The sequence below is a fragment of the Agarilytica rhodophyticola genome, assembly GCF_002157225.2.
Classification (GTDB): domain Bacteria; phylum Pseudomonadota; class Gammaproteobacteria; order Pseudomonadales; family Cellvibrionaceae; genus Agarilytica; species Agarilytica rhodophyticola.
Genome location: NZ_CP021745.1, coordinates 53,871 through 68,816, shown reverse-complemented (window position 1 = coordinate 68,816; position 14,946 = coordinate 53,871). Strand labels below are relative to the sequence as shown.

Here is a 14,946-nt window from a genome sequence, read left to right as displayed (position 1 = left end):
CTGCCACAAGGTTAATATATATTTATAATGTTGAATTAGTTCACAATTTAATTTTCTGATATTTTTCGTGAAAATCAATCGTATCGCTCATAGAATTATTTTTCTAACTTTCTCAACAATTATTTTTCCTGATCCAACTAAACCTGTCAGACCCAAGAGTTTCAGTACAATTTAAATTTTGATTGGTAGTACTTTATTAAAGTGCACAAAAAAATTGCATGTAATGCACTATATAAGTACGTGATTAATATAATTCGAAAATAAAAAACAACTCATATATTAAATTTTTTTAATGATTTTTATGGTTATTTTTTTCGTTAATTGGGCTTAATTCTTCGAAAAATTGTTTCGATAAAATAAATAATGAGAAATTTCGGATTTAATTTATTTGGTAATACCGATTGAATGTCGAATAATCGTGCATCGCCAAAATAACCTTTAAATAATGAAGATGGGCTACTTTCATTAGCGGCTAGTTTACTAATTTTATTAGGGTATTTTTTTCATATGACTGTTATTTGAATTAATTCAAGGGCTATTTAATTATGTGGCATATAAATTAAATTGCATAGTGAGTTGTAGAATTATGTTTCTATATGTAGAAAATCTGTGAATCAAGTGATCATATAAATATTCAACATATTGTGATAGTATGTTGAATATTAAAAATAGTTAAAAAATTTGTCTGCTAGAAATAATACGATTGTTATTTTGGCTTTACCATTTGTGATGTGCTCCTGTAAAAAGTGACATCTTCTGTTGCAAGATTACCAATTTACAACTACATTTATACTCTCTTTTATCCCATGATAGTTCTAATCACAAAAATGTCAGTATCAAAAATCACTGAGTCTAAATATTAGCTTGCCAATAACAAGCCAATATTCATTAAATTCTATCTAGCAACTAAATATTAACATCGTAAATTTTATTCATTACTTCAACGGAAATATTATTATTAACATAGTTGCCGACAACCCGATTAATTTTTAGGTTCTTGCTCCTGATAAAGTCTATAAAGGTTCTAGTATAATTGGGTATTACTTTAGCAATGGTATTGTCAAGAGGAACATGAAGGAAGTGTGACTGAAAGATAATTCCGCTTTCCCTAAAATAAACAAAACTTTGTCGCTTAGAGTGCATATTTTCTAATACATAAAATTGCCCACCATCGATGACCTGTTCATGTTCAATTACTCTGAACTTAAATTTACTGATATCCTTAGTGAAGTTCGGGTAAGCTTTGATACCTGCAATACTGTATTCATCGGCCATTATCTCGACACCTTGATCGGCAAAAACTTTAAGACCTGCTATTTGGTGTCCATGGGGATGACTAACATAAACGGATGATATCTTCTTCTCTGGAAACTGCTCGCGGATGAGCTCAATTGTCTTCTCGGCTATCTCACTGGTTCCAGTGGCACCAAATATAGAAATTTCATCGCCATTTACTTTAAGTAAACTGTTATGTACTGCTGAGGAATCAGTAACAAGATAAAGGTTTTTAGCGATTTCCTTCGACACTAATATTCCATCTCCTTCTTGAAGCTCCGGGCCATACCCTTGTGGAACTTGAAGTCTGGCAGGATCTACCTCATCAATAATATCAAAATGATCATTAAACTTTATATAGGTTGGCTTTGTTTCACCATCATAATATTGATATACCTTTCGAGCATAAGTTATATCGCGTGAAGTTTGATAGTCTTTATAGACAAAAATACCATTGAGTGAACTATGGTTGATGGATACTAACTGTAATGGGTCATTACGAAATTTGTAAGCGACGGTATCACCATCAGATGTTGTATGCGTAAGAGTTGCTGTGTTGGAATGTTTACTCTTTTTGAGCGTAACATTTTTCTTTATCTTTACTTCTTCGAGTAAAGGTCTTACCGCCAAAAAATCTATATTCATAACAATATGGCTCATGAATCTATCAAAACTATCTAAATCTTGACGAAGAATGGCTTTTCCTAAAAATGTAGCACTTCTTTCATAAAAAAAACTTTCCTTATCATTTTGGAATTGGGCTCTATCATAGAGTCGTCCTCCAGCGAAGTAGACGACATCATTATCATAAAAATGCTTTTTTTCCATATCTACTTCAACCACTCGCTGTGACATGTAAAGGTTCGGTGTTTTATAATCCCAATAGTTGTGATCTTGATATCGTCTATTTAAGAAATGATATTTCATCGAGAAAGCATTAATTGGCAGTGTTTTTTGATAGTGTTCTTTTACCCTAGCAACAAAGTCTTCCGTCTCCCCTGCTCTTGCTTTTGATATAGTTGCTTTAAACAATGACATGTAGAAAAGTGCTATTATTAGATGATAGCTTATTAACTTGAAGTTCATAGGTAGCTCCTTGGCGTGGTCAGCTGCCAATATAAGAGAATACTAAGACTCCAAATAGGCACAGCAAGTAAAAATGAGAGGCTTGGATTTTTACAAAAGTTTACATTTGTCCTTCGTAAATATTTGCTACAGTCTTGGCGATATGATGTAGTGGGCCAAATGAAGGTAAGATTAAAAAAGAGAACAGTTTGAATAGTAAATCTAAACTTCTAATCGTTGAGGATGAGCCTAGTATATTAAGAGGGCTAACAGATCTCTTTGTCTTTCATGGCTATGAAGTTGAGAGCGAGACAGATGGCAAAAATGGTCTATCGCTTGCGATCAACGGCAACTATGACTGCGTTATTTTAGATGTTATGTTGCCTTCGATGAACGGTTTCGAGGTGTGTGACGCTTTAAGGCAGCATTCTCGTTACCAAGCTATCTTAATGCTTACAGCTAAAAATGATGAACAGGACATCATTAATGGCTTAACACTTGGCGCCGACGACTACGTCGCCAAGCCGTTCTCTACCTCTGAATTAGTACTAAGAGTAAATGCCTTACTTAGGCGTTCGGGTCGGACAGGAGAAAGTAGTAAGCTTATATTAACTAAAGATGTATCCATTTGTACTCAAACTTTGACTGGCGTATCCTATCAACAGGAAATAAAATATACCCGTCGAGAAATTGAAATACTATATTACTTACACTGCCAGAAGGTACCTGTCTCGCGTAATGAATTGCTTACCGAAGTGTGGGGGTATAAAAATACCAGTGATATGGATACACGTACGGTGGATATTCATATTGCTAAAATCCGTAAAAAAATAGAGATAGACCCTAAGTCCCCTAAGCATTTGATTACTCATCGTGGCGAAGGCTATCAGCTGTATACTGATTGAATGCGATTTCTAAATAAGCCTTTACTTAATTATTCTCAACGTTTGCGCCGATTGCGTTATTTCGCCCTTGGTTTTTTATTGTGTTTATTAATTCCCTTAACAAGCTTGCTTTACTTTGGGTACCAGCAGCTTGAAGAGAATGCTCTCGCCAGCTATCAAAGGGAAGCCGACGCTTTTGTTATTTCTGTTAATCGAAAGCTCTTTACAAAGTTAACCTTATCTAACAATTTACCAAACAATGCTTTTGCTTATTATCAGCAGATATATAACCCTCTCACCAAGCAGCTGCAACAATCTATATCACCTTTATCTGATCTTGATGTTGAACAGTTAGCTGTGCAGCGATACATAAGGGGGCTGGTTGGGTACTTTCAATATGATAACAAAGGACACTTTAATAGTCCTGTTTGGCCTTTCTCCTGGTCAAAGGAGGATGATAATTATATCGCTCAGGGGGAAAATGATTCAGAATTAATAGCGCGCGAAAAATTAGCTGTTAAAGTTTATAAAATACTTTCTGAGTCTAGCACAATTGAAAATCAACTACGTTGGGGCATAAAAAAAGAAGATGGATTATTTAAAGTTATTTTTGATATCCCCAAATATTTTATTTTTTATCGGATCGTTTCTAATGGCCAGCAAAATAAATTACAAGGCTACATAGTAGAACGCCAAGCCTATCTACAATACGCTTTTATTGGTCTGTTAGAGAAACGGCGTTTTACTTCCCCTGTACTTGTTAAGCTACAGAATATTAATTCCCCCAACCAAGCAGATTATTTTTTATACGAAAGCTCATCAGATGGTATAATTGAAGTAAAACCGAAGTTGCCTATTGATGGAAATTGGCAGCAACAACTTGATGGAAATTGGCAGCAACAACTTATTTCTCGGTCTAGACTCTCTAGTCCTTTTGGTGATTATTGGGTGTTTGTTTCTACTGACAAGATCCCTATGACAGCGTCGATGTTGTTTAGTAAGCTTTTTATACTTGTTTTAATTGTCGTTATTTTAGCCGCTTGCTATGGCTTTTATCGCTTAGGTGTTAGTCAACTAATGTTAGCCGAGCAAAGGCTTAACTTTGTGTCTTCCGTCAGTCATGAGTTAAAAACACCTCTTACTTCAATCCGCATGTACTCAGAAATGCTCAAACAAGGTACAATCATCTCTAAACAACACCGGCAAGATTATTATGAATTTATTTATAATGAGAGTGGACGACTTACTCGTTTAATTAATAATATTCTACAATTGTCTAGTCTTAGTAACCAGCAACAAAATATTAAGCTAGAACCTACGGAGTTGGCGTTACTGCAGGATATTATTCGCTCTAAAACCTCCTCAATCATAGAAAAGCATGGTTTTCAACAAAATTTCTTGATGGAACTTCCCTGTGCAGAAAATTTGACGGTGTTAGTTGATCAAGACGCTTTTTCTCAAGTCATCATCAATATTACTGATAATGCTATAAAGTTCTTTGATAAAACTCGAATTAAAGATGTATGTCGGCAAAAAATCGATTTTATATTTCGTTTTCATCCTAGTCATAAGCAATGGATCCAACTTGAGATACGTGACTATGGTGAAGGTATCACTACAGATCAGGCCAGTAAAATCTTCGGTTTATTTTATCGGGGTGGTGATGAGCTTAAACGCACTACCCAAGGTACAGGTATCGGACTTGCTCTGGTGGATGAACTAATGATTGCACAGCAAGGTAAGGTTGAAATCGCAAGAAAAGATCCTGGCTTGGCGATGCTATTGTCGTTTCAATATAAGCCTGCTTTAGAGGCTGACGAGACTTCGATTTAGTTGTTCTAAACCTTGATCTATATCTCGATTATAGTAAAACCTTCCATTGTAATTACTTGATAAATAGACATTATTTTTTTTTCAGCTGGAAGTCAGCTAAAAATCACTAGGACTTCAGGTATTTAAATACGAATTCGTTATCCTCGGCCTTCTCAGCCTAATTAAACGGCTTGTACTAACTATATTTAACAAGTGATAAAGAACGAATTATGAACAGTATTTATACGATAGTTACCCTACTCCTTGCTATTTTATGTATGAGTAGTAAAAGTTATAGTGGAGATAAGTTTTCAGCCCTCAAAGGGCCCTATCTCGGACAAAAACCACCTGGCTCAAGGCCTGAAATCTTTGCCCCCGGCATTGTTAACACAAAGGCTTTTAAAGAAATCGAGGGTACATTCGCGCCGGGTATGAACGCGTTCTATTTCATAAGGGTTAAGCAAGAAGGTAAGGCCTTGACGGTTATTGAATATAAGAACAACCAATGGCAAGAATCGCTTATTAAATCAGACGTGAGTGAGCTTTCCATCTCCCCAGATGGAGACACTATATATTTACAAAATAAATATATAGAACGTGTAGGTAACGATTGGTCAGACCTGAAAAGTCTAGCGGAACCTCTAAAAGACATCCTCATTATGCGAACTTCTGTTGCTACCAGTGGCACCCACTATTTTGATACCTATAGTGAAAACCTCGATATCCCTCTACGCTACTCTCGGTTACAAGATGACAAATATGAAGAGCCGAAGTTACTAGGGCCGCAGTTTTCTGTGGGTAACTATAATGCTCACCCCTTTATCGCACCCGATGAATCTTACATTATCTGGGACAGTATTAGAGAAAGTGGCTATGGCTCGTCAGATCTCTATATCAGCTTTCGAACGAAAGATGGCGCTTGGGGGCCGGCCATCAATATGGGGGAAAAAATAAACACTGCCGATGCTGAAAATTATCCAAGTGTAACGCCTGACGGGAAATATCTCTTCTTTGATCGTCGAGCAAAGGGCAGAAGCAACAAAGAGGTAGATATATATTGGGTTGATGCACAGATTATTAATGATCTTAGGCCTGAATAATTAACAAAGTGTAGCTTTACTTAGCAAGGAGGTAGAAGCTGCTGAATATAAATTAAGCCTTATAAAAATACCATATATGTACATTACAAAATCTTCTTTCATGCATTATATAAACAGAAAAATAGATCTGTACGTTCGAGATAAAATATGGTGATCTTATTGTTTGCTATGACTTTTTTACAATAAGGAACTTTTTATGAAACATCGAATATTATCTTTGCTAATAGCACTTTTTTCTTTTTCTTCTGTGAAGGCTGACAATCAATGCCCTGTGGGCACTTCAAAATCAGGTTATGCTTGGACGCCTACAATGATCACCTCAACCAATGCATGGCTGGGTATTTTTTATATTACTAACGTTAGTCCTTACTCAGTAAATATTAAGCTATTTTTGACAGATGTTAATGGTAACTCATATTTGCCAAATTCTGTAACTTACGACGACAACTTCTCCCAAACTAACACTCCCATCGATACCACAGTGGGTGCAACATTAACACCGGGACAGTTGGGAGAAATTATTATCGACGACCCTAGCACTATACAAATTAATGTAGGTAAAATCTATTGGTACTCAGATCATTGTTTGGAGAATGCTATTCTGGCAACGCAGTTAAATGTTTTTAGCTCTTCGGGAAGATACAGCGGTCAGCGCTTTGAGTTTAATCAAGGCCGTCCTTTTTAAGCGTTATCTATTAAAACTATTATATATCCTTAATAATCGTTGGCCTTATTTTTAAATTGTGAAGAAGGCCGCTGGCTTAGATAGCGTTATAGGTTTTCTAAATCTTATAGGATAAGTGATCCGGTTCGAACAAACCATTCAATCTTTAGCATCTTGAGGCGTCAAAATTATTCTCTCACCCCATTTGGGGGGGCGAACATAATGTTGACAGGTGCTAAAGTTTTTCACTTGTCTTCTTTAACGAAGCAAATGATTTTAGAAAACTAATTTTGGATATATAGGATGCATTAAATGAAATTAAAATCACTTCTTCTGACTGTTCTTTTTTCTCTTTTTGGTCACAACCAGGCCAATGCTTATTCAGATCCTAATAGCTGGGTGTATGGTGGTGGCTGGCTAGATATATCTCCAAGCCAATTCCCTAATCACTCTCTTGTTCAGTCTAATCGCCAAAATTCTAATAGTCCTGTATATGTATGCCAATATGCTAATATTCCAGGTACTCGATCAGGCGACACATGTTACGTTCCCTACAGAGGAAGAGAAGAGAGCAGTAAGTCCTTCCTGTCTCTTGAACATCGCCTAATCTCCGGCGGATTACGATGGGAAAAGCGTCTACATGGACCTTACGTCCGTGGTGCCCTACCTAATAAAATTAGAAATGATGCGGTTATTGGCGGCAATGAAGGTGGCAGAGATACTTACATTTGTGCATCACTTTATTATAGTGACAATGTAATAGGAAAGTTTGTAAGAGGACATGGTTGCTATCTTCCATATCGCGGTCGAGAACATCTTTACAAGGTCAGCGATGATAACTTCTCCGTATTAATAGATCCTACTATTTCAGATACCTCAGCAAAATAAAATTTTATTTTTGTACTAGCTAAATTAGCTTAACTTCAAAATTCTTTTGCGTTTTTATAAGTAGCATTTTTGGCGAAGCCTTAATAAGTGCACCTAGGTAATCAGGTGCACCTATTGCTCAACCTTCCCTAAAATTCTTCACCATTCCACCCATAATTTATCAGGTTTTCTAAACACTAGTCCCTTGGGTTTTGCACTAGTGCTGTATTCACTATTTAAACGTAACTTTGGTATTCGCTTAAGAATAATTTCTATTGCTTTTATAGCTTCCAATCTCGCTAGATGTAAACCCAAGCAAACATGAGGCCCTTGGGCAAAAGTGACATGGGATTTGAGGTTAGTGCGAGATAAATCGAATTTATCTGGCCTCTCGAAAACGTTGGGATCTCGATTGGCTGCACTAAGAGACACGCGAACTAAATCACCTTTCTTAATAGTTCGTCCTCTTAGTACCACGTCCTTTGTTGCAAAACGGTCTATGACTCCGGCGGCGGGTTCTAATCTGAGTGATTCTTCAATTAATTTAGGAATTAAGCTCGTATCAGATTTTATTCGTTCTAGTAAGTCGAGATCCGACAGTAAATGATACAGGGCGTTACCAATCATGCCTTCTGTGGTTTCAATGCCGCCTATCAATAACAGAGCTGCATTAGACAGTAGTTGATCATCATTAAGGTCTCCTGGGTTAGCGTGAGCGCTGGCTAATAGACTGGTGTTAGGGTCGGAGTTTAATTCAGGTGTTAGGCTGTCTCGAAATGCAGAAAACGCCTCGCTACCTATGTGATCTTTAGGTTTTCCTGCGGTTAAAGCGGTAACTGTATCAATAATACTGTTATTAAAACTAAGCGCATGTGAAATAGAGACGTTTTCCATGCCTAGTGCTGATTGCATGGTGAGAACAGAAATTGGGCCCGCGAAAGACTTCATAAGTTCGGTCCCGTCTAGCTCTTCAAACTTATCAATGAGAGCATTAATATGTTTGTTTACTTTTCTATCAAAGCTTTCTTTAATTGCAGTTTTGCGAAAGGGTGCTTCAAAGGGACGACGATGTTGTTTATGTAGTTGACCATCAAATGATAACATCGTCGGGCCAATTACTTGGGCTGTGGTAAAACCTGGGTGATCTACAGTATACGTTTCTGTATCCCGCATAACCAAACAACAGTCATCGTGTCGAGTAACTAACCAAGCGTTGATTGAATGTACAAATGAGACAGGCTCAGCTTCTCGGAATTTATGCATTAATGAGTGAACATCACCCTCAAGATCAACGAGAGTTGTTTGCTTTCCCAGAAGGTGTTGAGAAGGGTATGTCATACGCTTAGCACCTAGTCAAAAAACGCAAATGTGCGCACTTCGATACTTTGTCGAGGAGCAGTACCACGTTTTGATGTAGGATCTATAAATGCAGAGTGCGGTGTAAATTTGGATATTGCATGTTGATTAGTGTCGTACCCTTTAATGAGGAGTGCTTCTTGTGGTTGCATATCTGCATAATAAAACCATTTTTGATTCGGGTTATATTTTAAAGCATATATTTCGCCCAAGTGGTCTGGGTTTTTGAATTCAATATCTGCTTTCACCAAATCATTTTCATCCAAACTCTGGGAGTCTAAGAATGCTAAAGGCAGTTGCTCTACAGGTCCTTTAATAGAGCACCAAAAATTAACTTGAATGAAGCGTTTGCCTTTAAAGCGTTCCAATCTATTCTCATCGATTATCACGGCTGCTCTAGATGCTGCGGTGGTATGGGTGTAATCCACATGTACGTGTTGAGCAGGCCGACGTTTACTATTGTCAGTACCTCGACGAATTGTATGATCAAATACAAACACCTCGGAGGCTCCACTTGCTTTAGCAACAATATTCTTAATCTCTGAATAAAAAGCTTCGCTTATCCATGCGTTATTTTCAAAATTTGTGTCAGTCAGATGATGCTCAATAAGCTCAAACCCGTGCTCGTTTAAAGTAAATTTTTTTTCTTTGAAGCGAGCATTTTCGATAGCAACATCAAAAAATTTATAGGCTTCATTATATTGTTGACCTTCATTCGTGCCTGAGTAGGTTACTCTAGGCTTCATATGGCTGTTGCTTCGAATGAAATTCAATTGAGTATTGAGCGACTTTTGCATTGAGGCCACCTTTGCAAACTTTGTTTATCCTATGGTTCCGGATGAATCAGAAATCAGCATATCGATATGATTGCTTGTTATCTGCACAGTAAATAATACTGCCAATACTATCTATCGATAGGTAGTATGTCAAGATTTAGACCTATCAGTTTGATTTTCACCTAACTATCATTAATAACCCAAGGACGATAAATGGACCAAAACCTCGCCTAGTACTGAGCTATAGGTTCAGAATCGGTATACTAAATAACGTTAGTTGGGATGTAGTCTGGTCTCTGAAGGAGAAAATCCAAAAAGACGCTTATACTCACGACTGAATTGAGAAAAACTATTATAGCCAACGCGAAAACTCGCTTCATTGGCCTGCATTCCATTTTTTAATAGTGATTGTGCTTTTTGCAGCTTAGATGATTTGATGTACTGATTTGGTGCAACATGCATTAATTTCTTAAATGTATTAAAAAATGTTGTCTTGCTCATGTTAGATAACGATGCAAGTTCTTGAATCTGGATATTCTTATCTAGATTATTGTGAATAAAGCTTACCGCTTTGGAAATAGGTTGTACCTGCCCATATTGAGACAAGAGTGTGCGTAGCGAAAAGCCATATTCGCTCATAAGAATGCGATAGTATATTTCATTCACTATAGATTCCCCTAAAACGGCGGAATCCATTTCGTTTGCTCCAAGTGCCACCAATCTATGAAATGCTGTGACCAATTGGTCGCAAGCCTTACCTACCATTAGGCAAGAATTGGTTTGATTAGTAGTAGGTGCCCTTTCACCTTCTAATTTTTCAATTTTTAGCAGCATGTCAGCCACTCTTACGAGATCAATAGATAAAGTTGCCGATAAAAACGGTGTTTCTTCAGATGCTACTGCGATTTCTGCTTTTACGGGCATAGGTAGCATATTGATAAAAAAATCGCCTTTTTTGTAGTTAAAGGTTTCGTCACCAACATGACATAACTTTTCTCCTTGAGCGACTAAACAGATTAGCGGCTCATAGAACATCGGCTGTTTACTATGTGGCATAGACGCTTTAAAAATACCACCGCCATTTATATAACGCGGATTGTTTCCCTCTTGTAACTCACAAGAAAGTAAAAATTGATTCAGCGATTCAATATCGCTGTCATTGATAGTTGGATCCATGGAAATAGCTATAAGTATCGGTTTTGCTCCTAGTCTATAGAAAAACCCCTAGGTAAAAAAGGGGAATTTCAAATCAGTAAGACAATGTTTTGAATTATTGTGCATGATATTGATGATTTTGTGTCTCTTAAAACTGATTCTGTCGGACTATATTACATTCCACGTACTTAATCCCTATCGGAGTATTTATGCTAGATTTTAATTTTTATAACCCAACTCAATTTTTTTTAAGGCAAGATAGGCTAGAAGAATTAGATATGTTTATCCTGCAAGATACGAAACAACAGGAGGTCTTAAGTAATGCGAATTAATATTTTGTTTTCACTATTTCTATCTTTATATATAAGCTCCAGTCATGCAGGAGAAGCGAAAAATTTAGATACTAGATTAGATGCGAAAGGAGTAATTGCGTTATTAGATCTTGAGGCGCATATAGAAGGTGGCTATTTTAAACAGACTTTTATAGCCGATCATCGCAGCAAAATAAAAACACCGAATGGTGAGCGCTTCACTATGACATCGATCTATTATCTTTTGACAGATGAGTCACCCAAGGGGCATTTCCATATTAATAAGTCAGACATTGTCCACTACTTCCACGGCGGCAAGCCTATTGAGTATTTCTTTATTACACCTGATGGTAAGCTTGAAAGGCATGTACTTGGCCCGGATATAAGCTCGGGTCATTCGCTACAACTGATCGTTCCAGGTGGGTACTGGAAAGCGGCTCGACTTATGTCGGAAGAAGACTCTCTATATGATTATGGTCTATTAGGTGATGCAGTTGCTCCTGGTTTTGACTATAAAGATATGAAAATTGGGGAGCGTGACGTGCTTATAAAGAAATTTCCGCAACACAAAGAGTTAATTCGTGAATTAACTCGACACTAAATCGTCGATAACAGTTACTTTTTTAACTTACAATAAAGTATCCGTACGAATAATTAAATTCTTAATATTCTCAAAAGAAGTGTCCATTAGCTTTTAAATGGACACTTCTCTTCAAATACAGAGAACTAGCCATTTTGATACAAGGAGTTATACCTGGAATCAAAATGGTAATCCTTATACTTAGATAAATTTCTAATAAACGAGCTCAAACATTTTATCTGCGTAACGTTCGCCAAAAATCTTATAGGCATTATAACTGAAGTGTGCATTGTCAACGCCTTCTAATCCGTGTGCTGGAATTACATGTGCGTTGTTAATAAGTTCTGGCAAAAAGTTGACTTCGGTATTGTGAATACCACAACATCCGCCCGCTGACCGATAGAGTAATTCACCAGCTAAAAATGGCACATCTCCTAAATCTAGATCTTGCCTCAAATTTTCTATAATCGAGGATACTTTATTTTTCCATTGTGGCTGGCTCGTATTTGTTTCACCTTGATGAAAAATAATACCTTTAATAACGCCTCGGCGTTGGGCTTTTTTGGCAAGATCAAGTAACCAATTATACCCGCCATCAAAATGCGCTGGAATCCTTTCTGTACCGATATTACCTCTACCAATCGGTGCACCTTTCTCAAACAATGCAATATCGCTTCCGCCAATAGCCGTTGGTACTAAGCCTATAGAAATATTAGCAGGTACGCGCGCAACAAGTGATTGTACAAAACTATCAGAAACCCCAATACTGCCAAAGCATCCAAAATAAGGTTGTTGGGCTTCAAACCATTCACCGTATACCCTACGTAAGTTGGGGCAAGTAAAATTAGAAATAATCTGAGCCCTAGGATCATTAATGTAGTCTGCTGTCGTAAAGGGTGCTGTTCCTTCCATATTCGATTGTCCAAAAGCTAAATAAATATGAAAATTCGGGTCGAAGGATGTGTCTGAAGGATCGGAACCAGAGCCTGCCGGCTTGTGTACGTTAGGCTCTCCACATATTCCGCCTTCATAAACACCAATATTATCTAACTCTACATCGTGTGTACTGTTTCCTCCTAAGTGAAAAACAAGTCGAGCAGTTGCGTCTGTCGTCACTGCAGTAAAAGTCAAAGTAAATGTTTGGTAGTTAATATTTAATGGCAGCGTAGAGGGCTGATTCGTTAAACTGTCGTAGGAGTCAGGCCCTGCGCTATCAATATCAACATACAAGGTGCGGTTACCATCGGCTTTAGCGTCGAAACATAGGGTATATTCTCTTCCTGAGGTTAAGCTAACAGGGTGAGTAAATTGAAAGTCATAAATATTTTGTGAGGCTTGGGTGATGGTAAAATCGGCAGATCCGTTAAAAACCACTACATCGTTAGGTGCAAGAGAAAAATAATTAAAAAACTCTTGGCCTTGTGAAAAAGTGCCATCACTTTCTAAGAGGTTATAAATTACAGAACTGTTTAGCTTCGTAGATTCTGTTTTTGAATAATTATTCAATGCGTAACTAAATGATGTCGTAAGAATACACGTAAAAAAGAGAGTTAATATTCTTAATAATATACATTTTATCATTTTTCTTTCTCATTTAAGTATTGAAATGATTAATCATGGCGTTTACCTTTTTATAATTATTGTGTACGTGAATTAGAGGCTATTATTTAACAGGTAAACGTCGCCAAAATGATTTATAAGGCTTTATTTCAGAAAGCAAAGTTTATTATTTTTGGTAAATATACTACATTTAAATATAAAAAATAATAAACATTGTTAAGCAATGAGAGTTTATTTTAAAGCTGTCGTAAGAAATTATGTTTCGACATGCTTTTACTAAGAGATATGGTAAAGTAAATACACTATTTATTTTTTGGATAAAATGGCACCAATATTTTTATTTGCATTTTTGTTAATTTAAGTTTTTTGTCACCGAAAATAACTTCGTAATGATTATTATCAAAACGATAAAAATTACTTTAAAGTAGGCAGATAGAGTACTTGCGATATTACAGTTAACACCTTTTTATTAAAGCCGCATAAGCTTTTGCAAAATCTTCACCCATGCGAACATAACCTTCACTTGAATAATGCCATACATCCTCTTTGTTATAAGGATATGTCTCTGTTTTTGTCATATATGCTGCGCAAGCATCTTGTTCAATAAACATTTGTTGAGCCAAATGCACGCTATCAATGTAGGGCATAATATCTTCGTCTCCTAGTTCGGAGTCAGTAATTTTCCCTAATACCACAGGAATAGAATCATCTCTAAACGCTGCTCTAATCAGGTTCATCAGGCGAGTTAAGTTATTGAAATAAGCGTATGCAGCCTCCTTACTACTATGTGCATCCGCTTCGCCTTGCATCCAGATAATTCCTGCTGGCGTTAGGGTGTCATTAACACCATCACCATCTATATCTGAAATTGCAAACGCATTTTTAACCGTATTAAGAAAAAAGTCATACTGATTCATTCCTCCGCCCTCTCTAAAATCAGGTGACCAATTGCCATAACCTGTTTTCAGATGTAGTCCTGTTCCACCTACAGCATATTTTATTAATGCTATTTTTTTATTGGGAAACTGGTCTTTAAGTGCTGAAGCAAAACTGAGTTCTGCGCCAAATCTCTCGGAATAGCGATTGGTATTTCCATCTGATTTAAAACCAGTGCCGTGTCCTGGTTTTAACTTTTCCCACATACCAACACCTCCACCACTTTTGTTGTCAAATACACCATTACCATGAAATATCATTACATTTTGTTGCGCTTTTAAATTTTGTGGCAACTGGTTAATATATCCATATCCGTCCATGTTAGACTGGCCACCGAGGAAAAACATATGGTATTCGGCGCTAATAACGTATTTAGGAAAAATTATTAACAATAACCAAATACATAATTTCAATTTCATTTATATTTCCCTCGTTGTTATTGGAATTCGGAATTTTTAGCTACTTAAAAATGATATTATCAGGTTGTTTGGTTCAGTCTCAATACGATCTTATATTTAATTTATGAGTGTAACATATTTGAAATATGTACCTGCTCAAAAACACTCGAAAGAACATATGATTAATATAGGAATACAAACACGTTC

At 36.7% G+C, this 14,946-nt stretch carries 12 protein-coding genes; 6 read left to right on the top strand and 6 right to left on the bottom strand.

Annotated elements, in window-relative coordinates; all coding sequences use genetic code 11:
• Window positions 1–906: 906 nt before the first annotated feature.
• Window positions 907–2,361 (bottom strand): MBL fold metallo-hydrolase, encoded by a 1,455-nt coding sequence (locus tag BVC89_RS28615; protein WP_103654378.1) that lies wholly within the window; start codon window positions 2,359–2,361, stop codon window positions 907–909.
• 188 nt (window positions 2,362–2,549) lie between these two features.
• Between BVC89_RS28615 and BVC89_RS28610 the strand changes: the two genes are divergently transcribed.
• The 5 genes from BVC89_RS28610 (at window position 2,550) to BVC89_RS28590 (ending at window position 7,688) form a co-directional block, all read left to right on the top strand.
• Window positions 2,550–3,245 (top strand): response regulator transcription factor, encoded by a 696-nt coding sequence (locus BVC89_RS28610; protein WP_103654377.1) that lies wholly within the window; start codon window positions 2,550–2,552, stop codon window positions 3,243–3,245.
• The gene (locus tag BVC89_RS28605; RefSeq protein ID WP_103654376.1) at window positions 3,246–5,057 is read left to right on the top strand and encodes a sensor histidine kinase; all 1,812 of its coding nucleotides are present in this window, start codon (window positions 3,246–3,248) and stop codon (window positions 5,055–5,057) included.
• Window positions 5,058–5,266: 209 nt separating this feature from the next.
• Window positions 5,267–6,136 carry a TolB family protein gene (locus tag BVC89_RS28600; RefSeq protein WP_103654375.1) on the top strand — a complete coding sequence of 290 codons (870 nt, stop codon included), beginning with the start codon at window positions 5,267–5,269 and terminating at the stop codon, window positions 6,134–6,136.
• A 196-nt stretch (window positions 6,137–6,332) separates the two neighbouring features.
• Window positions 6,333–6,821: a hypothetical protein gene (locus tag BVC89_RS28595; RefSeq protein WP_103654374.1), complete on the top strand. Its 489-nt coding sequence runs from the start codon at window positions 6,333–6,335 to the stop codon at window positions 6,819–6,821.
• Window positions 6,822–7,112: 291 nt separating this feature from the next.
• Entirely contained in the window at window positions 7,113–7,688 is a 576-nt protein-coding gene (locus BVC89_RS28590; protein WP_103654373.1) for a DM9 repeat-containing protein, read from the top strand.
• Between the two features lie 138 nt (window positions 7,689–7,826).
• Here BVC89_RS28590 and BVC89_RS28585 read toward each other — a convergent pair whose 3' ends face one another.
• The 3 genes from BVC89_RS28585 to BVC89_RS28575 all read right to left on the bottom strand — a co-directional run bounded on the left by BVC89_RS28585 (window position 7,827) and on the right by BVC89_RS28575 (window position 10,975).
• Complete coding sequence (locus tag BVC89_RS28585) at window positions 7,827–9,005, bottom strand: cytochrome P450 (protein ID WP_103654372.1); 1,179 nt, start codon at window positions 9,003–9,005, stop codon at window positions 7,827–7,829.
• Between the two features lie 11 nt (window positions 9,006–9,016).
• Entirely contained in the window at window positions 9,017–9,820 is an 804-nt protein-coding gene (locus BVC89_RS28580) for a CmcJ/NvfI family oxidoreductase (RefSeq protein WP_103654371.1), read from the bottom strand.
• 252 nt (window positions 9,821–10,072) lie between these two features.
• Complete coding sequence (locus BVC89_RS28575) at window positions 10,073–10,975, bottom strand: AraC family transcriptional regulator (protein ID WP_103654370.1); 903 nt, start codon at window positions 10,973–10,975, stop codon at window positions 10,073–10,075.
• A gap of 300 nt (window positions 10,976–11,275) precedes the next feature.
• On the opposite strand from BVC89_RS28575, the gene BVC89_RS28570 reads away from it, so the two are divergent.
• Window positions 11,276–11,866, top strand: a complete 591-nt coding sequence (locus tag BVC89_RS28570; RefSeq protein ID WP_103654369.1) for a cupin domain-containing protein — start codon at window positions 11,276–11,278, stop codon at window positions 11,864–11,866.
• Window positions 11,867–12,058: 192 nt separating this feature from the next.
• Here the strand turns inward: BVC89_RS28570 and BVC89_RS28565 are convergent, their stop codons facing one another.
• Together BVC89_RS28565 and BVC89_RS28560 are read right to left on the bottom strand one after the other, a co-directional pair.
• Window positions 12,059–13,351: a sialate O-acetylesterase gene (locus BVC89_RS28565; RefSeq protein WP_158658191.1), complete on the bottom strand. Its 1,293-nt coding sequence runs from the start codon at window positions 13,349–13,351 to the stop codon at window positions 12,059–12,061.
• A 509-nt stretch (window positions 13,352–13,860) separates the two neighbouring features.
• Window positions 13,861–14,760, bottom strand: coding sequence for a sialate O-acetylesterase (locus tag BVC89_RS28560; protein WP_103654367.1), 900 nt, complete (start codon window positions 14,758–14,760; stop codon window positions 13,861–13,863).
• Window positions 14,761–14,946: the final 186 nt, after the last annotated feature.